The sequence below is a fragment of the Aeromonas sp. S15(2024) genome (assembly GCF_041402265.1).
Lineage (GTDB): Bacteria > Pseudomonadota > Gammaproteobacteria > Enterobacterales > Aeromonadaceae > Aeromonas > Aeromonas dhakensis.
This window is the reverse complement of sequence record NZ_JBGLQY010000002.1, coordinates 118,205-140,433: the sequence shown is the minus strand read 5'-3', so window position 1 is coordinate 140,433 and position 22,229 is coordinate 118,205. Positions and strand designations below refer to the sequence as shown.

The window sequence follows — 22,229 nt, the reverse complement described above, 5'->3', positions numbered from 1 at the left end:
GTGAGATCAGCGGGGGCGGACCAGCTTGCCGAGGCGCAGCAACAGCAGGGTGAGGAGGCCGCCGGTGGCGGCGGTCAGTACCGCCAGCAGCAGGCTGCCGAGCAGGAAGGGGGGCACCAGGGTGGCCGCTTCGTGCTCCAGCCAATGCAGGGTCCAGGTAAGGTGAAATGGCTCCGGCGTCTTGTGCAGCACCAGACAACCGGTGCGATAGGCGTAGAGGTACATGAAGGGCAGGGTCAGCGGGTTGTTGAACCAGACCGCCAGCAGCGCCAGCGGTAGGTTGAGGCTGAACGCCAGCGCCAGCCCGACCGCGATGAGTGAATGCATGGGGATGGGAAACCAGCAGGCGAAGATGCCCGCCGCCACCGCCCCGCTCAGGGCGCGCGGCCCCCCTTGCCAGAGGGCGGGGGCGAGCAGGCGCTCGCCAAACAGGGCGAACCACTTCTGCTGGCGCAGGGTATCGGGGTCAATCTTGAAGCGGGCAAACCAGCGATTCAGCATGCGCGGGCCACCTTGCGTTTCTGCCACTGACGAACGGTGCTGATGCGCCAGCAGGTACGAATGAGGGCGTAGCCGATGAGGGAGCTGAGCAGGGCGAGCACCAGCGAACCCAGCAGCAGCGGCGGGGCCACGGTCTCGAACACCGACACCAGCCAGGCCCAGGTGAACTCGATCTCGATGTGCTGGGAGGACTGCCCCAGCAGCTGACAGCCGGTCAGGTAGGCGCCGTAGAACAGCGGCGGCATGGTGAAGGGGTTGGAGAGCCAGACAAGGGCTACCGAGAGCGGCAGGTTGACCCGGCAGGCGATGGCGCCGCCGGCCGCCAGCAACATCTGGCAGGGGAGCGGCACCCAGGCCATGAACAGCCCCACCGCGAAGGCACCGGCCGCCGAGCGGCGATTGAGGTGCCACAGGTTGGCGTCCAGCAGCAACTTGCCAAACAGCCGCAAGTGCTTGTGTTCCTTGAGGGTCGCCGGATCAGGCAGCCAGCGTTGTATGAGTCGTTTGGGCATATTGAAACCTTGCTAAATACTTGCACCATGGATCTGCGCCTGCTGTCGTTTGCCCTCGGGGCAAGCTCCTCACTGCTTTGGCCATGGTTGCCTTCATGGGAATGGGGTGGCCTGATGCTGCTGCTCGCGTTCCCCCTCGCCGGTTGCCGCTGCTGGCGGCTGCTGTTCTTGCTGGGCGGCATCCTCTGGATGCAGGGGAATTTGCACTACCGGCTTGCCTGGCTGGATCAGCTTGGCAAAAAAACGAGCCACATCATAACCGCACAACTGCAAAGTGCAGAACCCGAGGGCGATAAATTTGTCCGGCTGGTGCTGCGGGTGAACAGGCTCGATGAGCAGGTGCTCACTCCGGCGCCCCTGGTGCGCATCAATGCCTACCAGGCGCTGCCCGCCATGACGGCAGGCAGTCGCCTGACCCTGGAGGTCTCCCTCAAGCCGGCCCACGGCCTGGCCAACGAGGCCGGGATGGACGGGCGGCGCCTGCTGCTCGGCAAGGGGATCACCGCCACCGGCAACTTGCGCCGGGTGATCCAGATTGAAGCTGTGCCGGCGGGGCTGCGCGAGCGCTGGCTGGCCCGGGCCGCCGCCAGCTGGCAGGATCTGAGCCAGGGCCCGCTGCTGGCAGCGCTGACCTTCGGCGAGCAAGCGGGCATCACGACTGAGCAGTGGAGCCTGTTTCGCGGCAGCGGGCTGACCCACATCATCGCCATCTCGGGGCAGCACATCGCGCTGGTGGCGGTGCTCGGCTGGTGGCTGGGGCGGCTGTTCGGACTGCGGGGGGCGATTCTGCTCGCCCTGCTGTTTGCCGCCCTCTACAGCTGGCTGGCCGGGTTTGCGGTGGCCACCGAGCGGGCCCTCATCATGGTGCTGGTGTGGAGTCTGCTGCGCTGGCGACGGCGGGAGTGGCCGGCCCATCGCGTCTGGTTGTGGGCCTTCGTGGTGCTCACGCTCTGGGATCCCTTCGCCCTCTATTCGGCGGGATTCTGGCTCTCCTTCCTGGCGGTGGCTCTGCTGCTGGTGGCGAGCCTGCTGGAGGCCAAGCCCGGGCTCGTCCGCCTGCAGGGCTTGTTGCTGCTGGGGCTGCTGCCGCTGCAACTGGCGCTGTTCGAAGGGATAGCGCCGCTGTCGCTGCTGCTCAATCTGCTGGCATTGCCGCTCTTTTGCATCGGCATCATACCGCTGGCGCTGGTCGGGGTGTTGCTGGTGCCGCTTTCGGGGGAGCTGGCCCACTTGCTGTTCTGGCTGGCCGATGTCGGCCTGCAGTGGGTGTTGTGGGCATTGGCCCGGCTGGCCAGCCAGTGGCAGCTCTGGTGGCCGGTGTCGGGCTGGGTGCTGCCGCTCACTGCCCTGCTGACCCTGCTCTGGTGTGCCTGGCATGTGCCGGGCGGTCGTCCCTTGCTGTTGCCGGGGGGCGTAGCCCTGCTGCTGGCGGCCTGGCCGGTGCCGACTCACTGGCAACTGAGGGTATTGGACGTGGGGCAGGGGCTGGCGGTGCTGATCACCCGGGGCGAGCGCGGCATCCTGTTTGACACCGGCGATCGCTACCCGGGCGGCTACAACATGGCGGATGCCGTGATCCTGCCGCTGCTCAACCGGCTCGATGTGCGGGTGCTGGATTATCTGGTCATCAGCCACAAGGACCGGGATCACGCCGGCAACCGGCGCGCCATCCTGCAGGCTCTGCCGGTGCGCCACGAGCTCTCCTCCTTCGATTTCGGCCGCTTCACGACCCTGTGTCGGCGTGGCCAGCAGTGGCGCTGGCAGGGGCTCGAGATGGCGGTGCTTTGGCCACAGCAGCCGGGAGGCGGTCACAACAACGACGGCTGTGTGCTGCAGATCCGCGACGGGGATCGACGTATCCTGCTCAGCGCCGACATCGAGCGGCAGGCGGAGCAGCGCTTGCTGGCGCTGGAAGGGGCCGGGCTTGCCAGCACCCTGCTGGTAAGCCCCCATCACGGCAGCCGCACCTCCTCCACGCCCCCCTTCGTGGCGGCGGTGGCTCCCCGCTATGTGGTGCACAGCGCCGGCTTCATGAACCAGTGGGACTTTCCCCGCCCCGAGGTGGTGGCTCGCTACCGGGAGGCGCAGCAATGGGTCACCGGGCTGGACGGGGAGATCCTGGTCGAGCCTGCGGCGGACGGGCTGCGGATCAGTGCCGAGCGGAAGCAGGGCCCCTGGTTTCGTCGCAATGGCGACTGGTGGCGCCCTGCATTCTGGCCTGCTCGCTGAGCGTGAACCCGGTTTTGGCGGGTCTAACGGCCGTCATTTCCCGTCTTGGCGATGGGCATGCGCTGGCGATGCTTGGTGTAATCCTGCGCTTTGGCTAGAATAGCCCGTCATTTCCCTTATTAACGGCTATTCATGCAACAAGAAACCTCACAAGACAGCTGGCCTGTCTTCAAGCGTCTGCTCGGCTATGTCCGTGACCGCAAGCTTGGCCTGATTGGCGGCATCATCGGCATGCTGGGCTACGCCGCCGTGGATACCACCTTCGTCTATTCCATTAAGCCGCTGATCGACAAGGGGATCAACGGCAATGATCCGACCGTGCTCAAGTGGATGCCCTTCTTCGTGCTGGGTATCGTGGCCCTGCGCGGCGTCGCCAACTTCCTCTCCAACTACTGCATGGCCTGGGTCGGCAACCATGTGGTGATGCGCCTGCAGCAGCAGGTATTCAACCACATGGTGGCGATGCCGATGAGCTTCTTCGACCGCCAGAATACCGGCCACCTGCTCTCCAAGGTGACCTATGACGCGAGTCAAGTCTCCTCGGCCGCCAGTACCACCTTGGTCACCCTGGTGCGGGAAGGGGCGACGGTCATCGGTCTGCTCGGCCTGATGTTCTGGCACTCCTGGCAGCTGTCGGTGATCTTCCTGGTGGTGGGGCCCGTGGTGGGCATCATCATCGGCCTCATCAGCCGCCGTTTCCGTCAGATCAGCCGCCACATCCAGCAGGCGGTGGGGGACATCACCACCTCCACCGAGCAGATGCTCAAGGGGCACAAAGAGGTGCTGATGTTCGGTGGCCAGAAGGTGGAGGAGAAGCGCTTCTTCAAGGTCAGCAACAACATGCGCCAGCAGACCATGAAGATGGTCGCCGCCGATGCCATCGGCAGCCCGGTGGTGCAGATGGTTGCCTCCATCGCGCTGGCGGCCTTCCTCTATGTGGCCACCATCGACAGCGTGCGCAGCGAGCTGACTGCCGGTACCTTCACCGTCATGATCACCTCCATGATGATGCTGCTCAAGCCGCTGAAAAGCCTGACCGACGTCAACAACCAGTTCCAGCGCGCCATCACCGCCTGCCACAGCCTGTTCGGTCTGCTCGATACCGAGCCGGAGCAGGATACCGGTACCCGTACCCTGGAGCGCGCCCGCGGCGAGATCGAGTTTCGCAACGTCACCTTCACCTACCCGACCAAGGACACCCCGGCGCTGCACAACGTCAGCTTCAAGGTGGAGGCGGGCAAATCGGTGGCCCTGGTGGGGCGCTCAGGCTCTGGCAAGAGCACCATCGCCAGCCTGCTGACCCGCTTCTACGACATCGAGCAGGGGGAGATCCTGCTGGATGGCGTCAATATCCGTGATTACCGCCTGAGCGAGCTGCGCAAGCAGTACGCCCTGGTCTCCCAGCACGTGCACCTGTTCAACGACACGGTGGCGAGCAACATCGCCTACGCCGCGGAAGAGCAATACAGCCTCGACGAGATCAAGCAGGCGGCCCGCATCGCCCACGCCGACGAGTTCGTCAGCAAGATGAGCAACGGTTATGACACCGTGGTCGGCGAGAACGGCGCGTCGCTCTCCGGCGGTCAGCGTCAGCGTATCGCCATCGCCCGCGCCCTGCTGCGCGATGCCCCCGTGCTGCTGCTGGATGAGGCTACCTCGGCGCTGGATACCGAGTCCGAGCGCCACATCCAGGCGGCCATCGACGAGCTGTGCAAGGCGCGCACCTCGCTGGTGATCGCTCACCGCCTCTCCACCATCGAGAAGGCGGACGAGATCCTGGTGATCGATGAAGGCCATATCGTCGAGCGCGGCAACCACGCGGCGTTGATGGCCCAGCAGGGCACCTATGCCCAGCTGCGCGCCATCCAGTTCGGTCATGCCACCGCAGGTGGCAACGCCTGATGCTGGAGCGGCTCTGGTATGCAAAGAGTGGCTGGCGCTGGTTGCTGGCCCCCTTTGCCCTGCTGTTTGCCGTTGTCAGCGGTACCCGCCGCTACGCCTATCGGCACGGCTGGCGCAAGGGCTATCGTGCCTCCTTGCCGGTCATCGTAGTGGGCAATATCTCGGTGGGTGGCAACGGCAAGACCCCGGTAGTGGTCTGGCTGGTGGAGCAGTTGCAGGCCCGCGGCTATCGCCCCGGGGTGGTGAGCCGCGGTTATGGCGGCAAGGCGCCCCATTATCCGTACCGGCTCGATGCCGCCAGCACCACGGCGCAGGCGGGGGATGAACCGGTACTGATTGCCCGGCGCTGTGGCTGCCCTGTGGTGGTGGCGCCCAGGCGGGCCGAGGCGGTGCGTCTGCTGGAGCAGAGCGGCGAGGTGGACATCATCATCACCGACGACGGCCTGCAGCACTATGCGCTGGCCCGTGACATCGAGCTGGTGGTGGTGGACGGGGCGCGCCGTTTCGGCAACGCCTGCCTGCTGCCCATGGGGCCGCTGCGCGAGCCGGTCACCCGGCTCAAGCGGGTGGATGCCATCATCTGCAACGGCGGCGAGCCGGGGCGGGGAGAGTATCCCATGAGGTTGGTGGCCGATTCCCCCCGTCGGGTACGCGACGAGGCCCCGTTGGCCACACCGCTGGCCGGTCCGGTAGACGCGCTGGCGGGCATTGGTCATCCGCCCCGTTTCTTCGCCACTCTCGAGGGGCTCGGTTACCAGCTGGATCAGCGGGTGGCCTACGGGGATCACCACCCCTTCGATCGGGACGAGCTGGTGGGTCGCTTTGCCGGCAAGCCGCTGCTGATGACCGAGAAGGATGCGGTCAAGTGCCGCGCCTTTGCCCTCGACAACTGGTGGTATCTGCCGGTCAGCGCCGAGTTGCCCGCCTCCCTGCTCGATACCCTGCTGCACAAGCTGGGCGCGAGCGGGAAGGGGCAAGGCGCAACCAAGGCACAAGGTTGATCTCGCTCGCCAGCGCGGGAGAGAAGGGGTTTGTCATGCCCCGCATGAAACATCTGGTTGGTTCGACACCCATCGCCGGCGTGATTAAGCCGCTGGCGCGACATCGTTGAAGGAGTATCGTTTTGGCTTTGGACATCAAGTTGCTCGACATCATTGCCTGCCCGGTCTGCAAGGGCAAGCTGCACTATAACAAGTCCGTGCATGAGCTGGTCTGCCGTTTCGACAAGCTGGCTTATCCGCTGGAGGAGGGGATCCCGGTGCTGCTGGAGAACCGCGCCCGTCCGCTCAATAGCGACGAGCTGTCGTCATGAGCTTCGTCGTCGTCATCCCGGCCCGCTACGCCTCCACCCGGCTGCCGGGCAAGCCGCTGGCCGACATCCACGGCAAGCCCATGGTGCAGCACGTGGTGGAGAAGGCCCTGCAGTCGGGCGCCGATCGGGTGATCGTCGCCACCGACGATGAGCGGGTGCAGCAGGCGCTGGCCGGCCAGACCGGATTCGAGGTGTGCATGACCTCGAAGGATCACCAGTCAGGTACCGAGCGCCTGGCCGAGGTGTGCCGTCACTACGGTTTTGCCGCCGACACCATAGTGGTCAACGTGCAGGGGGATGAGCCGCTCATTCCGCCGGTCATCATCCGTCAGGTAGCGGACAACCTGGCCGCCGCCAGCGCGCCCATGGCGACTCTGTCTGTGCCAATTCAGGACGCCGAAGAGGCGTTCAACCCGAACGCCGTCAAGGTGGTGACCGACCAGGATGGCTACGCCCTCTACTTCAGCCGTGCCTCCATTCCGTGGGATCGTGATCGTTTTGCCGCAAGCCGCGAGCAGATTGGCGATCACTACCAGCGTCACATCGGCATCTACGCCTATCGCGCCGGTTTCATCCAGCGTTATGTGGACTGGGCGCCGAGCGCGCTCGAGCAAGTAGAGGCGCTGGAGCAGCTGCGGGTGCTCTGGTACGGGGAGAAGATCCACGTGGCCCAGGCCCTCGAGGCGCCGCCGGTCGGGGTGGACACCCAGGCCGATCTGGACAAGGTGCGCGCACTGCTGGCGAACTGATGCCGACAACAGCAAAAATGACTCTGAACGGTGCCTGCGGGCGCCGTTTTTTGTGTTTAATCTTTACATAATTATTTGATTACAAACGTCATTTATGAGCACTTTCAAACTTTTCCCGGCCATGGTTTGCCAAATCGACGAGTTTGGTTATGATGCAAGACGCCGTGTTAACCCTAACTGGCATATAACGAGATAAAAAACGGGGTGTTTGGGTGATTAATGTATTCCTGGTCGATGATCATGAGTTGGTGCGTACAGGGATAAGACGCATTCTGGAAGATGTCCGCGGGATCAAGGTGGTGGGCGAGGCGCAGAGCGGGGAAACCGCAGTCACTTTCTGTCGTCAGAACCATCCCGACGTGATCCTGATGGACATGAACATGCCGGGCATCGGCGGCCTGGAGGCAACCCGCAAGATCCTGCGGATCCGGCCCGATGTGCGCATCATAGTGCTGACCATTCATTCAGAAAATCCGTTCCCGACCAAGGTGATGCAGGCGGGTGCTGCCGGCTATCTCACCAAGGGGGCCGCACCGGACGAGATGATCCACGCTATTCGCCTGGTCCACTCCGGTCAGCGTTACATCTCCCCGGAGATCGCCCAGCAGATGGCCCTGAGCCAGTTTGCCTCGGCCGACGAGAATCCCTTCAAGTCCCTTTCCGAGCGCGAGCTGCAGATCATGATGATGATCACCAAGGGGCAGAAGGTGACTGATATTTCCGAGCAGCTCAACCTGAGCCCGAAGACGGTCAACAGCTATCGCTACCGGCTGTTCAGCAAGCTCAACATCAATGGCGATGTGGAGCTGACCCATCTGGCCATTCGCTATGGCATGCTGGATGCCGACACCCTGTAACGGGCGGCGTGTAGCCATCAAAGGCGGCCTGTGCCGCCTTTTTGCTTTTTGCCGGTCTGGCGCAGTATGCTCTGTGCCGTCTTCTGCTTTCATCCGTTGAGCCGAGTTGCCGATGAGCCTCTCTTTCGATCTTCCGCTTGCCGCGATATCCCAGACCCAACACCTCGATCCCCGTTGCCGGAGCCAGCATGACCTCCTCTGAACCTCTCTTCGACAGCAAGGCGTTTCTCAGTGCCGTCACCCATCAGAGCGGTGTCTATCGCATGTACGACAGCGGCGGCACCGTCATCTACGTGGGCAAGGCCAAGGATCTGAAGAAACGGCTAGCTTCCTACTTTCGGGCCAACGTCGACAGCATCAAGACCCGCACCCTGGTGCGCCAGATCGCCGATGTGCAGGTGACAGTCACCCACACCGAGACCGAGGCGCTGATCCTCGAGCACAACCTCATCAAGCAGTACCAGCCCCGCTACAACGTGCTGCTGCGGGATGACAAGTCCTACCCCTGGATCATCATCACCGCCCATCAGCACCCGCGTATCGGCGTCCATCGCGGTGCCCGCAAGGTGAAGGGGGAGTACTTCGGCCCGTACCCCTCCGGCGGCGCGGTGCGCGAGAGCCTGCACCTGATGCAGAAGATCTTCCCGGTGCGCCAGTGCGAAGATGCAGTCTATGCCAACCGCACCCGCCCCTGTCTGCTCTACCAGCTCAAACGCTGCGCCGGCCCCTGCGTGGCCGGGCTGGTGAGCGAGGCCGAGTATGCCCAGCAGGTGGAGCTGGCCAAGCTGTTCCTCGCGGGCAAGAACCAGCAGGTGATAGGCGAGCTGGTGGGCAAGATGGAGTCCGCCAGTGGCGATCTGCGCTTCGAGGAGGCCGCCCGTTACCGGGATCAGATCCAGGCGCTGCGCCGGGTCACCGAGCAGCAGTCGGTGAGCGGCAACGTGCTGGACGAGCTCGACGTGGTGGGGGTGGCCTTCGAGCAGGGGACCGCCTGCATCCATGTGCTTTTCATCCGCCAGGGCAAGGTGCTGGGCTCGCGCAGCTACTTCCCGAAAGTGCCGGCCGATACCCAGCTCGACGAGGTGGTGCAATCCTTCCTGCTGCAGTTCTATCTGTCGGGGCAGGGGGGGCGGCAGATCCCGAGCGAGGTGCTGCTAGACGTGGCGCTCGAAGACGAGAGCGTCATCGCCGAGACCCTGAGCCAGACCGCGGGCTACAAGGTGCGGGTGGTGAGCCGTACCCGCGCCGAGCGGGCCCGCTTCATCAAGCTCGCCTCCATCAACGCCCAGACCGCACTGCGCTCGCGCCTTGCCCACAAGAGCACCATCACCGCCCGCTACGATCAGCTGGAGGAGTTGCTGGAGCTCGAGCGCCCTATCGCCCGCATGGAGTGCTTCGATATCTCCCACACCATGGGGGAGCGCACCGTGGCCTCCTGCGTGGTGTTCAACCGGGAGGGGCCGCTCTCATCGGAATATCGCCGCTTCAACATCGACGGCATCACCGGCGGCGATGACTACGCGGCCATGGAGCAGGCGCTGGAGCGGCGTTTTGGCAAGCAGCAGGAGCCGGACAAGGTGCCGGACGTGCTGTTTATCGACGGCGGCCTCGGCCAGCTGCGCCGCGCCGAGGAGATCCTGGCCCGTCAGCTGGAGTTTCTGGGGGGAAAATATCCGCTGCTGGTAGGCATCGCCAAGGGGGTGACCCGCAAGGCGGGGCTGGAGACCCTGATCCTGGGAGAGAGTCACGAAGAGCTGCATTTGCCGGCGGACATGCCCGCCCTGCACCTCATCCAGCACATCCGCGACGAATCCCACCGTTTTGCCATCACGGGCCACCGCGCCAGACGGGAGAAGGCCCGCACCACCAGTACCCTGGAGGATATTCCGGGGGTGGGGCCGAAACGGCGGCAGGCGCTGCTCAAGTACCTGGGCGGTCTGCAGGAGGTGAAAAAAGCCGGGGTGGAGGAGCTTGCCAAGGTGCCCGGTATCAGCCAGGAGCTGGCCCAAGCCATCCACGATGCCCTGCATTCCCTCTAGCCATTGGTAGCCGAGAAGGGGGAATACCCCTCCGTGTTGCCCCTGTTTGCCCAGACGGCGAGCAGGGGCTGTCGCCCCGGGTATCGACAAGGGGCGAGGTGAGTCACACCATTCACTCTGGGTTCATCCCCTTCAGGGATCCCGGCACACAAGAGCCGTGACGCCGGGGGGCCGCAAATGCCATAATGGCCCGCATCCTGAGGTTGTTGATGGATTAATAGACCAAGGCGGGCGCCTGTCCGGTTGCATCCGTGATCGGCTTGGGGCTACCATGTAGCGGCATACAAGAAGTGGCTGAAAATAATGACAAATATTCCTAATCTGCTGACGTTTTTTCGGATCTTGCTCATCCCCGTCTTCGTCATCCTGTTCTACCTTCCCTACCAGTGGTCCTATCTGGCGGCGGCCATCGTCTTCATCCTGGCGGCGGCGACCGACTGGTTTGACGGCTACCTGGCCCGCAAGCTGAATCAATCCACCGCCTTCGGTGCCTTCCTCGATCCGGTCGCCGACAAGATCATGGTGGCGGCGGCGCTGGTGGTGATCGTCGAGCACTACAACACCATCTGGGTCACCATTCCTGCCATGACCATGATTGGCCGCGAGATCATCATCTCCGCCCTGCGCGAATGGATGGCCGAGCTTGGCAAGCGCTCCTCGGTGGCGGTCAGCTGGATCGGCAAGTGGAAGACCATGATCCAGATGGTCTCGCTCACCGGCCTCATCTGGCAGTACGACATCTGGATGGTGTGGCTCGCCTATGTGCTGCTCTACGTGGCCACCGTGCTTACCTTCTGGTCCATGTTCCAGTACATGAAGGCCGCCTGGGGCGATCTGACCTACCACTCCCGGTTCTGACCTGCCGACACAAAGGACCGTTTCCCCGTTCTTGGGGCTGGGAAACGGTCGTGAGTGCTGAAAAAGCAGGAAAAGGGCAAAAAACACTCGAACGATCAGGGTATTAAACATTTTTGGTTGACTGGGCGAGGAACATCGCTAGAATGCGTCCTCGTAGTCAGGCAGTCAGCCAGACCGATGCGGGAATAGCTCAGTTGGTAGAGCACGACCTTGCCAAGGTCGGGGTCGCGAGTTCGAGTCTCGTTTCCCGCTCCAAATTCAGACAATAGAGAGTTTCTCTCTTTTGCATGGCGCGTTAGCAAAGCGGTTATGCAGCGGATTGCAAATCCGTTTAGTCCGGTTCGACTCCGGAACGTGCCTCCATATTGACAAGCCCGCCACGCGAGCTTGATACCGATTGCGGTGCCCGAGTGGTGAAATCGGTAGACACAAGGGATTTAAAATCCCTCGACGTTCGCGTCGTGCCGGTTCGATTCCGGCCTCGGGCACCATTAAAATCAAAGACTTACAAAGGCCGCTAGCAATAGCGGCCTTTTTGTTTCCCCCCAGTGTCCACATTTGATCCACACAGATTTATTCCGGTAGCTCGTCGAGTTTCACCTCGAGCTGCAGGCGGTTGGTGTAGCCCTGATTGGTGAGGTCGTGCACCACCTGGGTGAGCAGCCAGTCGGCCTCGTCTATCTGTGGCTTGAACCCCCTGACGGTAGTTGGTTGTTCCGGGTAGAGCTCTGGCCTGCCCCTGGCCAGGGTGATGTCGAACTCGGCCACCCCGCGCTGGATCCGCTCCCACTCTGCCCTGGCCGCCCGCATGGCGTTGGCCTGGTTGGCATAGACGTGGCGCAGCTCCTTGACGTTCTCGCTGCTGCCGACCAGCAGCTCGTTCTCTTTCTTATTGACCACAACGCCCGGCGGCAATGGCCGCTCTGGCTTCGGCTTGGTCTTTCTTTTGCGCTTCACCTCGACTTTCTTTTTCTCTGCGGCCTTGTTGTCTTGCCAGTAGGCCGTCACGCCGGTGTAGGCGTCTCGGTCTGCCACTGAGAAGCGGTGCTGATCGCCATCTTGGCGGGTAATGGTGATAGCTGGCAGCGGCTGGCCCTTTGCGGTGGTGCCCTGACCAGCTTTGATGAACATCAGGCGGCCAGATTTGACGGTAGAGATGGCATCGCACTGGCCGGCCAGGCGGGTGAGGAAGGCCAGATCGCTTTCGTTGGCCTGGTCGATGTGGTCGATCAGCTGCCCCTTGAGCGAGTCACCCACGCAGGGTGTGAGCTGGTAGGTGGCGGCCACCTGTTCGACGATGCCACCGACGGTGGATTGGTGCCAGCTGCGCTCGCGCAGCTTGTTCATGCTGCCGCGCAGGTCAGCCGATTTGCCCCGAATGGTGAGCACATCTGGGGCCCCGCCGTGCTCCACTTCGTCAATCTTGTAGGTGCCCTTGTCGACCAGGGAACTGCCTTGCCAGCCGATGAGGCAGCGCAGGGTGGCCCCCCGGCGCGGCATGTCGAGCTGACCGTCGCTGTCATCGAGGGTGATCTCGATGGTGTCGGCAGTGAAACCCCGGTTGTCGGTTATGGTCATCGACATCAGGCGCGGGCGGATGGCGGCCGAAATGTCTTTGCCATCGACCAGCACCTGGTAGGCCGGCACCGGATGGCCTTGGCGCAGGGCATCGAGCGAGTTGGTGATGCCAAGATTATCGGCCAGGCGGCTGCCGAACTGGTCTAGCGCCCTCATCAGAGGATTCCCCCCAGCTTGCCGCCGATGCTACCCATGAGTTTGCCCACCCCCAAGCGGCCTAGCAGGTTGCCCGCGGTGCGCCCCAGCAGGGTGTTGCCCAGCGTGCTGTCGTTGTCGTCGACCCGCTTGAGCTTGATGCTGAACTCTATCTTGCGGGCTGCGCCATCGCTGAAAAACTCGGTGCGGGTGGTGCTGATGCCCTCTATCACGAACGAGCCACGCATCACGCCATCGCCCTGGATCAGGGGGAAGGCTTCGCCGCTGTCGCCCATCTGGCGCAGCATGTCGAGTGACACCGGCCCGCCGGTCAACTCTGGGTAGAGCACCCCGCTCAGGGTGCTGGTTTCATCGTCAGGGCCGAGGAATTGGTAAGCCGGGCGGGCACCGACCCGGTTGTTGCCCGGGTGGCGCCATGCCCATTCGTCTTGCTGTGATTGTGGGGCAACGGTCGAGCGCATAAACACGAACCAGCCCAGAGTCATCATCATGGTGGTTGCTCCTTAGTTGCGATCGCCCAGCGTGGCGCGGCCATTGGCAGCAGCTTGCCGTGCGCGTTTGTCCAACTCGCGGCGTACCTCTTGTGCTACATCCGCTGCTGATTGCCCCGGTTGCTGCACGATATGGATAGGTGCGGTGATTTGCGTTGTGGTGTTGCCTCTGGCGACCGGGCGTGGCGGCGTCACGATGCGCGGGCCATAACCTGAACCTCCAGCCATGGCTGGCGTATTGTAGTTGCCGGTGAGGTAGCCTGACGGATTGACGTTGGCGGTGACTGTGCCGCCCCCCTTCATCCAGTCCGGCAGCAGGTCGGTGAGGGCTTTTATCTTGTTCTTCAAGCTCTCCCACTTTGCATTGATGCCGCCAATCAGGCCGTCGATGATGGCTTTACCCTTGTTGGCGGCCCCTGCTGGCAGGGTATCGAAGAATGCCCAGATCTCGTTCCAGTGCATGATCAGCATGCCGATAGGGGTCCATGAGAAGAGCTCTTTCAGGAGTTCCCAGAAGGCGAGAGCAGGGGTCTTGCACTGGGCCCATAGGTCGCTGAACCACTTGGTTACCCCATCCCAATTTTTGTAGAGCAGGAAGGCTCCGGCAGCGATTGCCGCAATGCCCATGATGAACCAGCCGATCGGGGTGGTGAGCATAGCTATCCCGAGCCTGACCATGCCCATGGTCAGTGCCTTGATGAAGGTCAGCAGCGGGCTCCCATATACCAGCAGCATCGACATCCCCATTTTGATTGTTGCCAGCGGCCCGAGCAGACCAGCCACGACCAGCAGCAACGATCCCCCAGCGGCAGCTGCTACGGCGGTGACCGCCGCGATACGGGTCAGGGTAGAGGTCAGTTCTGGGTTGGCCCGCATCCAGTCTCCAGTGACCTGGATCATCTCGGTGACGCGCTGGATGATGCCTCTCAGTGGGCCGTTTTCGGTTTCCATCATCTGGATCCCTACGTCATCCCAAGCCGAGGTGAGGTTGTCCAGATCGCCGATGGCATTATCTGCCATCACCTTGGCGACTTTGCCCGCTTCCCCCTGAGTTTGCTTCAACGTGGCGATCAGCTCCTGCAGCTTGCCGGAACCGGCCTGCTCGGTCAGCACGGCCAGGGCGGCGAAGGCTTCTTCACCGGCGATGGCTTTGAAGTAACCCGAGCGGGTGGTGTCCCCCATCTTGCTGGTTTTCTTGTAGAGCTCGTCCAGGATATCTGGCAAGGCGCGCAGGTTCCCCGCTGCATCAGCTGTCTTGACGTTCAGGGCTGCCAGCGCATCGTGCGCCGCCTTGGGCGGGGAGGCCAAGCGGCCGAGAATGGCCCGCATGGCTGTGCCACCCATACTGCCCTGAATGCCTGCATCCCCCAGCTTGCCTGCCATGGCTGAGGCTGTTTCAAGGTCAACACCAAGCCCTGCCGCCACCGGCCCCACGTATTTCATGGTTTCACCCAGCATCTGCAGGTCGACGTTGGCACGGGTGAAGGTGCCGACCATCACATCCCCTAAGCGGTTCATCTGGTTGGCCGGCAGCTTGAAGCCGGTCAGGATGTTAGATCCGATATCGGCAGCAGCGGCAATCTCGACGCCGCCTGCCTTGGCGATATCGAGCACCCCTGGCATGGCATCCCGGATCGCCTTGGGGGTGAAACCGGCCATGGCCAGAAAGCCCTGCCCCTGTGCCGCTTCGCCCGCCGTGAATGCAGTATTAGCGCCTAGCTCTCGCGCCTGAGCCCGCAAGGCGGCCAGTTCGCTGCTGCCTTTGTCCAGCCTGGTGATCGCCTGCACCTTTGACATATCGACATCAAAGCCCATGGCCTTGCTGGCGATGTTGGTGCCCTTGTAGATGGCGGCGGCCCCGGTGGCCATGCCCGCAGCGCCATAGCCCGCCAAGGTACCGCGCATCGACATGGTTTTGTCGTAGTTGGCCTTGACCTGGTTGAGGCGTTTTTGCTGGTCAGCCAGTTGGCCCAGTTTTGCCCGCTGCTGGTCGAGCTGGGTATTGGCAGCAGCCAGATCGCTCTTGAGCTGGCGCTGGTGCTGGCCCAGTTGTTTGGTGTTGATGCCAGCCTCGCCCATGGCCCGTTTCAGGCTACCGTGACGGGCGACCATTTCTCGCTCTTGTTGGGAGAGATCGCGCACCTTCTGCTTGGCTTGTTCCATGGCGCGGGTCATGGCCTTGGTCGGTTGCTCTACCTTGGCAAGCTGTTGGGCCATTTGCTGGGCATCGCGTTGGGCTGCTGTGAGCTGGGCGCGGGTGGCACCAATCTGCTGGCCGAGGGTGCGATAGCCATCAATCTGGCCGCTTTGTATTTCGAGCTCCTTGATGCGCTTTTTTGTTTCGACCAGGTCTTTGGCTGTGATACGGCTTTGTCCGCTGGCAGCCTTGAGTGGGGCGGTGAGCTTGTCGACTGCCCCGAGCAGGATTTGAAGTTTGAGAGGGTTCATTGCTCTGTTGCCCCGTTGATGCGGTTGTGAGTCTCAACGAGGTTTTGGTGCCAGCCCATCAGCTCGCTGATTTCCATGGCCGCCATCTCGGACGGCGGCCAGTGGGCGATGATGGCCAGATCGGCCATCACCTCGTCTATGCAATGAGGTAGGCCATTTTCTTCGGTACCAAAAAAGCGCTTACCTCACTGCCCAGCTGCATCAGGTCAGCCGGGTCCATGTCGCCGATCTCGGCTTCGGTCAAGATGGGGGTGGTGATACGGGGCAGCAGTTTGGTGAGGGCGTTGACGTCCATCTGCACCACATCGGTCATATTGAGGCCGCGCATTTCGCCCGCCTTGGGCTTGCGTAGCTGGATCTCGGTGATGGTGGTGTCGCCGCGCTGGATGGCTTGGTCGAGGGTAACGGTTTTGTTTTCCATGGTGTCGGTTCCTGGTGATGTGGTGAGGGCGGCTGTGGGCCGCCCGTTTGGTTGTTGGGTAGGTTAGAGGCCGATGGCTTTGCGGTGTTCGGCCATCAGGTCGACGCCGTCGACAATCCAGATCATGTTGATCAGGTCGATTTCGACCAGGTCGACGCCGTTCATGGTCTCTTTGTAGTAGGTGTTGACCATGCTGACTTTGCTCTGGGAGTTGTCGCCACTCTTGAGGGTGCCCCGGTCGAGCTCTTTGAAGCGGCCGCGCTGGACGATTTCGACAGCAACCACCTCATTGGTGTCGTCGCGCTGAACTGAGCCTGCAAAGCGGATGGTGACGCCGTCAATCTTCGGTGTGCCCATGCGCTTGACCAGATCGGCTTCAAGGCCGCCAAAGGTGAAGGACGTGTCGATGGCGCCATCTTCCAGCCCCATGTGGATATTGGCGGCGCCCATCATGCCGCCGCCCCGGTAGGCTTCGAACTTCTGGCTCAGCTTGGCCGGGGTGAAGTCTTCGGCGACGCCGATCCAGTTGCCGCCATCGAGAAACATGTTGAGGTGCTTGAGTTTGCGTGGCAGTGCCATGGTGGCTCCTTATGCTGCGGCCGCGACGCGGGCGCCGAAGTCGATGAGGTAGTGGTCGGTGATGCGCTGGATGAAGCCGAGGTCTTCGAGGGGCGGCACCGGGGTGTAGTTGTAATCGATGCGCAGCTTGCCGGCCTTGAGGGTGTCTTTGTCGTTGAGCTCCTCGTTGTACCAGCAGTCAAACCCGAGCAGGTAACCGCCGGCCACCAGTTCGCGGCCCTTGGCCTTGATGCCCTCGATGATGTCTTTCACCAGGGTTGGGGTGAGCGGCTTGTCGTTGGCCCACATGTGCGCTTCGGCCATGGTGTCGGCCAGGATCTGGGCGGAGCGGGTGTAGTTCTCGAAGGCGAACAGCGGGTCATCGGAACAGGTGCGGTTGCCCCAGTAGCGGAAGCCATCGGCCCGGATGGGGGCGGTGATCTCGTTGGCGTTGAGCAGGCCGACCTCGGTGTCGGGGTCTTGCAGATCCCAGAACAGGGCCTTGGTCATGCCGTCGACCCCGGTCACGCCGACGTTGGACAGGGTCTTGTGCCAGCCGATCTCTTTGTCGATGAGGGCGCGCATGGCGGCGGCCTTGAGGCAGGCATCGAGCTTGACGCTGGCATTGGCTGCCACATCCCACGCAGTCCAGTCGCCATGGATCGGCATCAGTTCGCGGCTGGAGAAGTTTTCGCGGTAGGCCAGGGCAGCCTCGACGGTCTCGGCGATGGTCGGCACGTAGGCGAAGGCGCGCAGCTTTTTGGTCGCGCTACCCAGCGCGGTGGCCACCGGCAAGGTGCAGTTGTCCGGCACGCAGAGGATGCGCGGCTTGACGCCTGTCATCGGGGCGGCCCGTTCCAGCGCCTTGAGGCCGGTGTAGCTGCCATCCGGCTTGATGGTGCCGATGATGTTGCTGGTCAGGGCGGCGGCGTCGGCGCCATCTGCTACGCGCACGGCGATGACGATGGTGTTGACGGTGTCATAGATGGTTTGCAGCGAGCGCTTGAGGTTGCCCTGGGTGCCAGCCTTGGCGATGGCCGCCGGCAGGTTGGCGATCAGCACCGGTTTATCGAGCGGGAAGTAGGCGGCATCCGCATCGGCGCTGGTGCAGACCATGCCGATCACCGCCGTGGCGACGGTGCGGATGGTGCGAGTGCCCTCGTTGACTTCCACGACGCGCACGCCGTGGTGAAATTGGTCCAGTGCCATAGGTTCTCCTGTTGTCCGGACGGAGCTTTTGCAAGGAAATGCGAGCATGGTCAGGATGCAGGTGCAGGGGATGGCGGGCGAGCTGTTGCCATTGTGTGACGGCGCTACACAATGGTCAGGCGGTGACAAGGTGGCGTTTGGCGGCAGTTACGAAACACCCCGCGCTGGGCGGGGTGTTGGTGTTGATGGTCGCGTGATTGTTAACTAGTCAATCGGAAGTGGGTGGATCGGCTGGTTCAATTACAACGGGAGGGGGATTTATCCACTCACCGCCGTTCAGGGTGGCACCAGGTAACACATGGGGAGGGCAGGACACAAACTGCGCTGCTAGGGCTGGCACATGCACGTCCACCGGTTTGAGGTTCAGGCCGCCATCGTTCCACGCTTCGACGGCGATGCCGTCCACCACTCTCGCATAATGGTTCATTATCCAATCCTCTCCACAATTACCGCACCGACGCCACCACGGCCCTGACCGCCAGCACCGCCGCCGACATAGGCATCTACGCTAGGGCTTTGGCCAGCCCCACAGCCACCGCCGCCCATGCTGGCTGGAACGACGTGCTCACCACTGGCTCGCTGGGAACCAAACCCGTAGTCACCGGGGAGCAGACCGATATCCCAGCCATCGACATAGCTGCGCCCGGCAATACCTGCCTGGGCCGCAGTGCTGAAACCGCCACCCGAAGCAGAGCCGCCAGCATAGCCCGGCAGGCCATCACCGAACCGGTGGGCGGCACTGCCACCGGCACGGTCGAGCCCAACGCCCCCTTTGTGGCGCACGCTGCCTGCCAGCCCCATGCCGCCTTGGGCGGTGCCGGTGGCGCCACCCGCCCCGCCAGTAGCCGATACGATAGCACCAAATGACGAGGTGCCGCCGGGCAGCCCGGCATCCGCTCCCACTTCTCCGGCCTGGCCAACCGTGTAGGAGTAAACCGTCTCTTCGGTGACGGTCAGGGTGACTTCGTCATACCCGCCGCCGCCCCCACCGTAGTAATAGGTATTGACGGCGCTGTTTCGGCCACCGCCGCCGCCGCCGACCACGGCGACACGGTACACCCCCGGCTCTAGCGTGAGCTGGCGGGTGCCAGGGTTGATGTCAAACAACACTATGCTTTGTTTTAGCCTTGGGTATTTGTGCTCCGTCATGGTTGCACCAAGATCGATCATGACACTCTCCATTGACCGTTAATTTTTGAGTAGACGAATTGTTTGCCCGTGATGCGGAGCCGCGTTTTTTGATCTGCGCCATGGGGGGTAATGATGGTTTCCCCTGGCTTGGCTTTGACGATGCAATCGGTGTTTTTGATGTTGACCGAGTGATCCACGATCACGATGACGTCGCCATTATCGGGCAATGTAAGTTCACCTTCGCCCATAAAGCGATATGACCTGTTCATGGCAGCGCCTTGGCCGGTGAAGGGTATCCATGCAAAACGCTGGTCGACGTAAGTCCGTGATGCCAGCACTTTTGACGGGTCGACCAATATCTGGATTTGTCCGCCATCCACCTGATGGATCGATACGTAGGTCCCGAGCGGCAGATCGACTTGCGCCCCTTGTGCCGGAATGGTTTTTTCTACCGGTGGATAGCGGGTGGCAAAGATCATGTCGCCGTCAGCATCGAACCAACCGGCCTCGCGCACGATGAACGGGCCCACATCAATGGGGACGTAACCCTCCATGTAGTATTGGGATGGCAGGTTGGCATCCTGTTCCAGTACCGCAATCGGGCCACGAAAGGTTTCGTCGATCAGCCTGGTGGCTTGTCGCAGTTGTTCAGCCGTGGGGGCGTAGCTGTCGCCACCGCCGGTTCCCACGGCGAACTTGGTCAGTTTCAGGGGGCGGCTGGTCGCGGCCAGATTGGCCAACTTGGCGGCCCCGATGGCAGTCAAGACGGTGAAGTAGGTTTGTGTTGTCATATGGCATTCACTCGGTAGGTTGCCGCGATGCGCGGCATGCCGCCCAGGGGGGCAGCAATGCTGGTTGTTGGCAGGCAGGCCTGATATGGGCGGCAGATGTAGCGCGGGGTGATGGACGGCACGGCCGCCACCCCCAGCCCTATGTCTGTGCTCATGACCAGACTGAGGGTGTAGTGACTGCGCAGGTTTTTGGCTTCGTCGACTCGGCGCGTGATGGCGGCGGTGTTGCCTGCCGCGACCCCTTCAGGCGGAACGTTGACGCGCACTTTGAAGGTGTACGGCTGACCGCCAAACTCGAACCATTGCTGGAGGGTGGCGCGATAGCCGATGGCAGCCAGTGCGCGACGCACCGCGCCTGGGGTGCCTTTGGTAGCGTGAATGCTGAAACTGGCTGCCATGGCGCCGCGCTTTTGCGAGTCTGACCAGTCATCATCCCAGTCATCGACGCTGAATGCCCAGGCCTGATACGGCAGGACGTTGGCCGGGCATCTGGCTGGCGACCATAAATCTCGGCATGGAATGGGGAGTGCCATCGCGGCGGCGGCCACGGTGCTCAGGTTGCGCTCTGCTTTGGTGGCATTGGGTGGCAGCAGGTTCATTGGATCACCTGCTCGATGGTGTATCCGCTGCACCATGCAGCCTGATGTTTTGCCGGGGTGATGTCTGCCCAGTCAACCAACTCGACCTTTGTGACCCCCTGCACATGCAGGGCCGAGTCAAGGAGGGACCGTGGCACCTCTACCCCGATGCGGCGACGCGGATTGATCACTTCAAGCAATCGCCGCTCAGCTTCGGCGGTGATGGTGGCCGCAGATGGCCCAGCCGCCGGAATAAACAGGCGAATGGCCAGGGTGTATGGCAACACTTGGGCGGCTTTGACATGCACGTTATCGGTTAGCGGCACCCGATCTTCATCGGTGAGATAGGTGGCTACTTTGGTCAGCAGTTCCGCAGACGGGGTGCCGTCGCCGGTGGCGGCCAGAATGTAGACATCCACCACACCTGGGCTCGGCGAGGTGGGTTCGGCATCCATCACAGCGCCATCAGCGGTGCGGGCGTGATAGCGATAGGCCTCGCGGGGGCCTGCGACGCTGAGGGCATCCCATGCCAGTAAGGCACGTTCGCGCAGGGCGGCATCACGTTCCATGATGGTGGGAATCGGCGGGGTGGCAGTGTCGTCCCCCCGCTGCACGACAAGCCGCTCGACATTCCAGTTGGCCACCAGATTATCGAGGTCGGCCTTCTCTGCCCAAGCCAGCATGTTGGCGACTGATGCGCTGTTGATGCGGGCCCGCAGGATCAGCTCTCGATAGGCGTTCTCTTGCAGCATCTTGGTGAGGGGCTCAGATTCAAGCGCCAGCGTGGCAGCAATGGCCGCTTGCTGGTCTGCCGGATAGTGGGCGATCAAGGATGCTTTGCGCTCGACAAGGATGGCCTCGAAGTCGAGCAATTCGACCACATCAGGCGGTGGCAGCTTTGATAGATCGATGGCGCTCAACGGGTGGCTCCTGTGGGGATGGTGATAGAGGCACTTTCTGTTTTTGAATCTGGCGCGCCGCCATCTTTGCGTTGCCAAGTGATCTCGATGGTGAGGGCACCATCCATGCCGCCGCCCAGCACATCGACGCGGGTGATGGTGATGCGCGGTTCCCAGTTGATGAGGGCCTGCACGGTGGCGGCCATCAGGCGCAGGCGGGTGACTTGGTGCAGGGGCTGGTCGATGAGGTAAAACAGCTCGCTGCCGTAGTCGCGGCGCATGACCCGCGAGCCCACCGGGGTGGTGAGGATGTCGCGCACCGACTGGATGATGTGGTCGGTGGCGCTGATGGTGCGGCCGGTGGCAGCATTCATGCCGAGCCAGTTCATGCCGGGCCCCCAGTTTGTCCGCCACCAGTGCTGACGCCGCTGTGCTTGTGGGTGGTGACTTCGACGTTGCCTATTTTTGCGGTGGGGGCGGTGATCTTGCCGCCCGCTTCAATGGTCGAACCGACCTTGAGCGCCTGGGTGCACTCCACCAGAGGGGTGATCAGCTTGACGGTCACGGATGCTGCGATGTTGGCTGACTTGATGCCGCTGGCATTGAGCTCGCCGGTTTTCGGGTTGTATTCGATGATGGCGCCGTCGCTGTATTCGGTGCGGTCGAGGTCTGGATTGTCATCGTCAGCCAGTGGCTCGTCTGCGGCGGTGGCGTTGAGTGAGCCCACGATGTACGCATTGCGCAGATCGCCACTGACTGACAACAACATGACCTGTTCGCCGATGGAGAGGCGATGACGGGTGCGGTTATTCCCGGCCCGTTCGGTGAGGTAGGGCCGCCAGTCAGTCTTGTTGTTGCCGCTCTTGACGCGACATTCCCCGGAGCGCACGGCTATTACGGTGCCGATGCGGATCAGGTTGTCGAGCTGGCGTTGGAGTTCGATCAGGGTCAGTTGCATGGGGCCATTGTTTTGGGCAATGGCGGGGAAGGCGAGGGACGGCCATTGTGTA

The 22,229-nt window shown here is 62.5% G+C and carries 24 protein-coding genes and 3 tRNA genes; 11 read left to right on the top strand and 16 right to left on the bottom strand.

Going from position 1 to position 22,229, the window contains the following annotated elements; all coding sequences use genetic code 11:
* Window positions 1–6: 6 nt before the first annotated feature.
* Together ACB033_RS04810 and ACB033_RS04805 are read right to left on the bottom strand one after the other, a co-directional pair.
* A complete protein-coding gene (locus ACB033_RS04810; RefSeq protein ID WP_005302707.1) occupies window positions 7–501 on the bottom strand; it encodes a DUF2062 domain-containing protein in 495 nt (164 codons plus the stop codon).
* Window positions 495–1,013: a DUF2062 domain-containing protein gene (locus ACB033_RS04805; protein ID WP_011706585.1), complete on the bottom strand. Its 519-nt coding sequence runs from the start codon at window positions 1,011–1,013 to the stop codon at window positions 495–497. Before ACB033_RS04805 ends, ACB033_RS04810 begins: the two co-directional genes overlap by 7 nt.
* Between ACB033_RS04805 and ACB033_RS04800 the strand changes: the two genes are divergently transcribed.
* The 11 genes from ACB033_RS04800 to ACB033_RS04750 all read left to right on the top strand — a co-directional run bounded on the left by ACB033_RS04800 (window position 951) and on the right by ACB033_RS04750 (window position 11,450).
* On the top strand, window positions 951–3,242 hold the full coding sequence (locus tag ACB033_RS04800) for a DNA internalization-related competence protein ComEC/Rec2 (protein ID WP_371140390.1): 2,292 nt from the start codon (window positions 951–953) through the stop codon (window positions 3,240–3,242). The genes ACB033_RS04805 and ACB033_RS04800 overlap by 63 nt on opposite strands.
* Window positions 3,243–3,374: 132 nt before the next feature.
* Window positions 3,375–5,144, top strand: coding sequence for a lipid A ABC transporter ATP-binding protein/permease MsbA (msbA, locus tag ACB033_RS04795; protein ID WP_005302704.1), 1,770 nt, complete (start codon window positions 3,375–3,377; stop codon window positions 5,142–5,144).
* The gene (lpxK, locus tag ACB033_RS04790; protein WP_274181318.1) at window positions 5,144–6,145 is read left to right on the top strand and encodes a tetraacyldisaccharide 4'-kinase; all 1,002 of its coding nucleotides are present in this window, start codon (window positions 5,144–5,146) and stop codon (window positions 6,143–6,145) included. Before msbA ends, lpxK begins: the two co-directional genes overlap by 1 nt.
* Window positions 6,146–6,267: 122 nt before the next feature.
* Window positions 6,268–6,456, top strand: coding sequence for a Trm112 family protein (locus tag ACB033_RS04785; protein WP_005302702.1), 189 nt, complete (start codon window positions 6,268–6,270; stop codon window positions 6,454–6,456).
* Entirely contained in the window at window positions 6,453–7,205 is a 753-nt protein-coding gene (gene kdsB, locus ACB033_RS04780) for a 3-deoxy-manno-octulosonate cytidylyltransferase (RefSeq protein WP_010633514.1), read from the top strand. Before ACB033_RS04785 ends, kdsB begins: the two co-directional genes overlap by 4 nt.
* A gap of 212 nt (window positions 7,206–7,417) precedes the next feature.
* Entirely contained in the window at window positions 7,418–8,062 is a 645-nt protein-coding gene (uvrY, locus tag ACB033_RS04775) for a UvrY/SirA/GacA family response regulator transcription factor (protein WP_005302696.1), read from the top strand.
* A 188-nt stretch (window positions 8,063–8,250) separates the two neighbouring features.
* A complete protein-coding gene (gene uvrC / locus ACB033_RS04770; RefSeq protein ID WP_139726088.1) occupies window positions 8,251–10,101 on the top strand; it encodes an excinuclease ABC subunit UvrC in 1,851 nt (616 codons plus the stop codon).
* A 303-nt stretch (window positions 10,102–10,404) separates the two neighbouring features.
* Entirely contained in the window at window positions 10,405–10,959 is a 555-nt protein-coding gene (pgsA, locus tag ACB033_RS04765; protein WP_011706577.1) for a CDP-diacylglycerol--glycerol-3-phosphate 3-phosphatidyltransferase, read from the top strand.
* Window positions 10,960–11,138: 179 nt separating this feature from the next.
* Window positions 11,139–11,214 (top strand) — tRNA-Gly (locus ACB033_RS04760).
* Between the two features lie 34 nt (window positions 11,215–11,248).
* Window positions 11,249–11,322: transfer RNA gene (locus ACB033_RS04755), tRNA-Cys, on the top strand.
* Window positions 11,323–11,363: 41 nt separating this feature from the next.
* Window positions 11,364–11,450 (top strand) — tRNA-Leu (locus tag ACB033_RS04750).
* A gap of 82 nt (window positions 11,451–11,532) precedes the next feature.
* Here the strand turns inward: ACB033_RS04750 and ACB033_RS04745 are convergent.
* The 14 genes from ACB033_RS04745 to ACB033_RS04680 all read right to left on the bottom strand — a co-directional run bounded on the left by ACB033_RS04745 (window position 11,533) and on the right by ACB033_RS04680 (window position 22,177).
* On the bottom strand, window positions 11,533–12,693 hold the full coding sequence (locus tag ACB033_RS04745; RefSeq protein ID WP_371140389.1) for a phage late control D family protein: 1,161 nt from the start codon (window positions 12,691–12,693) through the stop codon (window positions 11,533–11,535).
* A complete protein-coding gene (locus ACB033_RS04740) occupies window positions 12,693–13,184 on the bottom strand; it encodes a phage tail protein (protein ID WP_017411157.1) in 492 nt (163 codons plus the stop codon). The genes ACB033_RS04745 and ACB033_RS04740 overlap by 1 nt, the downstream gene beginning before the upstream one ends.
* Before the next feature lie 12 nt (window positions 13,185–13,196).
* Window positions 13,197–15,632, bottom strand: coding sequence for a phage tail tape measure protein (locus ACB033_RS04735; RefSeq protein WP_371140388.1), 2,436 nt, complete (start codon window positions 15,630–15,632; stop codon window positions 13,197–13,199).
* Window positions 15,629–15,760, bottom strand: coding sequence for a GpE family phage tail protein (locus ACB033_RS04730; RefSeq protein ID WP_029306174.1), 132 nt, complete (start codon window positions 15,758–15,760; stop codon window positions 15,629–15,631). The genes ACB033_RS04735 and ACB033_RS04730 overlap by 4 nt, the downstream gene beginning before the upstream one ends.
* An 8-nt stretch (window positions 15,761–15,768) precedes the next feature.
* Window positions 15,769–16,053 (bottom strand): phage tail assembly protein, encoded by a 285-nt coding sequence (locus ACB033_RS04725; protein ID WP_123246928.1) that lies wholly within the window; start codon window positions 16,051–16,053, stop codon window positions 15,769–15,771.
* A 63-nt stretch (window positions 16,054–16,116) separates the two neighbouring features.
* On the bottom strand, window positions 16,117–16,632 hold the full coding sequence (locus ACB033_RS04720; RefSeq protein ID WP_371140387.1) for a phage major tail tube protein: 516 nt from the start codon (window positions 16,630–16,632) through the stop codon (window positions 16,117–16,119).
* Between the two features lie 9 nt (window positions 16,633–16,641).
* On the bottom strand, window positions 16,642–17,814 hold the full coding sequence (locus ACB033_RS04715) for a phage tail sheath protein (RefSeq protein ID WP_371140424.1): 1,173 nt from the start codon (window positions 17,812–17,814) through the stop codon (window positions 16,642–16,644).
* 214 nt (window positions 17,815–18,028) lie between these two features.
* Entirely contained in the window at window positions 18,029–18,247 is a 219-nt protein-coding gene (locus ACB033_RS04710; RefSeq protein WP_371140386.1) for a hypothetical protein, read from the bottom strand.
* The gene (locus tag ACB033_RS04705) at window positions 18,247–18,990 is read right to left on the bottom strand and encodes a glycine-rich domain-containing protein (protein WP_139726081.1); all 744 of its coding nucleotides are present in this window, start codon (window positions 18,988–18,990) and stop codon (window positions 18,247–18,249) included. The genes ACB033_RS04710 and ACB033_RS04705 overlap by 1 nt, the downstream gene beginning before the upstream one ends.
* Entirely contained in the window at window positions 18,987–19,742 is a 756-nt protein-coding gene (locus ACB033_RS04700; RefSeq protein WP_371140385.1) for a phage tail protein, read from the bottom strand. The genes ACB033_RS04705 and ACB033_RS04700 overlap by 4 nt, the downstream gene beginning before the upstream one ends.
* Window positions 19,739–20,341: a phage tail protein I gene (locus ACB033_RS04695; RefSeq protein ID WP_371140384.1), complete on the bottom strand. Its 603-nt coding sequence runs from the start codon at window positions 20,339–20,341 to the stop codon at window positions 19,739–19,741. The genes ACB033_RS04700 and ACB033_RS04695 overlap by 4 nt, the downstream gene beginning before the upstream one ends.
* Window positions 20,338–21,240 carry a baseplate J/gp47 family protein gene (locus tag ACB033_RS04690; protein WP_139726078.1) on the bottom strand — a complete coding sequence of 301 codons (903 nt, stop codon included), beginning with the start codon at window positions 21,238–21,240 and terminating at the stop codon, window positions 20,338–20,340. The genes ACB033_RS04695 and ACB033_RS04690 overlap by 4 nt, the downstream gene beginning before the upstream one ends.
* Window positions 21,237–21,608 (bottom strand): GPW/gp25 family protein, encoded by a 372-nt coding sequence (locus ACB033_RS04685; RefSeq protein WP_371140383.1) that lies wholly within the window; start codon window positions 21,606–21,608, stop codon window positions 21,237–21,239. The genes ACB033_RS04690 and ACB033_RS04685 overlap by 4 nt, the downstream gene beginning before the upstream one ends.
* Window positions 21,605–22,177, bottom strand: a complete 573-nt coding sequence (locus ACB033_RS04680) for a phage baseplate assembly protein V (protein ID WP_371140382.1) — start codon at window positions 22,175–22,177, stop codon at window positions 21,605–21,607. The genes ACB033_RS04685 and ACB033_RS04680 overlap by 4 nt, the downstream gene beginning before the upstream one ends.
* Between the last annotated feature and the right edge of the window lie 52 nt (window positions 22,178–22,229).

Excerpts from the sequence above, each read along its gene's own strand:
- ACB033_RS04700 (WP_371140385.1), bottom strand. The coding sequence starts at position 19,742 with ATGACAACACAAACCTACTTCACCGTCTTGACTGCCATCGGGGCCGCC.
- ACB033_RS04680 (WP_371140382.1), bottom strand. The coding sequence starts at position 22,177 with ATGCAACTGACCCTGATCGAACTCCAACGCCAGCTCGACAACCTGATC.
- uvrC (WP_139726088.1), top strand. The coding sequence starts at position 8,251 with ATGACCTCCTCTGAACCTCTCTTCGACAGCAAGGCGTTTCTCAGTGCC.
- ACB033_RS04735 (WP_371140388.1), bottom strand. The coding sequence starts at position 15,632 with ATGAACCCTCTCAAACTTCAAATCCTGCTCGGGGCAGTCGACAAGCTC.
- lpxK (WP_274181318.1), top strand. The coding sequence starts at position 5,144 with ATGCTGGAGCGGCTCTGGTATGCAAAGAGTGGCTGGCGCTGGTTGCTG.
- msbA (WP_005302704.1), top strand. The coding sequence starts at position 3,375 with ATGCAACAAGAAACCTCACAAGACAGCTGGCCTGTCTTCAAGCGTCTG.
- ACB033_RS04805 (WP_011706585.1), bottom strand. The coding sequence starts at position 1,013 with ATGCCCAAACGACTCATACAACGCTGGCTGCCTGATCCGGCGACCCTC.
- ACB033_RS04740 (WP_017411157.1), bottom strand. The coding sequence starts at position 13,184 with ATGATGATGACTCTGGGCTGGTTCGTGTTTATGCGCTCGACCGTTGCC.
- ACB033_RS04720 (WP_371140387.1), bottom strand. The coding sequence starts at position 16,632 with ATGGCACTGCCACGCAAACTCAAGCACCTCAACATGTTTCTCGATGGC.
- ACB033_RS04745 (WP_371140389.1), bottom strand. The coding sequence starts at position 12,693 with ATGAGGGCGCTAGACCAGTTCGGCAGCCGCCTGGCCGATAATCTTGGC.
- ACB033_RS04730 (WP_029306174.1), bottom strand. The coding sequence starts at position 15,760 with ATGGCCGATCTGGCCATCATCGCCCACTGGCCGCCGTCCGAGATGGCG.
- pgsA (WP_011706577.1), top strand. The coding sequence starts at position 10,405 with ATGACAAATATTCCTAATCTGCTGACGTTTTTTCGGATCTTGCTCATC.
- ACB033_RS04695 (WP_371140384.1), bottom strand. The coding sequence starts at position 20,341 with ATGAACCTGCTGCCACCCAATGCCACCAAAGCAGAGCGCAACCTGAGC.
- ACB033_RS04710 (WP_371140386.1), bottom strand. The coding sequence starts at position 18,247 with ATGAACCATTATGCGAGAGTGGTGGACGGCATCGCCGTCGAAGCGTGG.
- ACB033_RS04810 (WP_005302707.1), bottom strand. The coding sequence starts at position 501 with ATGCTGAATCGCTGGTTTGCCCGCTTCAAGATTGACCCCGATACCCTG.
- ACB033_RS04725 (WP_123246928.1), bottom strand. The coding sequence starts at position 16,053 with ATGGAAAACAAAACCGTTACCCTCGACCAAGCCATCCAGCGCGGCGAC.
- ACB033_RS04705 (WP_139726081.1), bottom strand. The coding sequence starts at position 18,990 with ATGATCGATCTTGGTGCAACCATGACGGAGCACAAATACCCAAGGCTA.
- kdsB (WP_010633514.1), top strand. The coding sequence starts at position 6,453 with ATGAGCTTCGTCGTCGTCATCCCGGCCCGCTACGCCTCCACCCGGCTG.
- ACB033_RS04685 (WP_371140383.1), bottom strand. The coding sequence starts at position 21,608 with ATGAACTGGCTCGGCATGAATGCTGCCACCGGCCGCACCATCAGCGCC.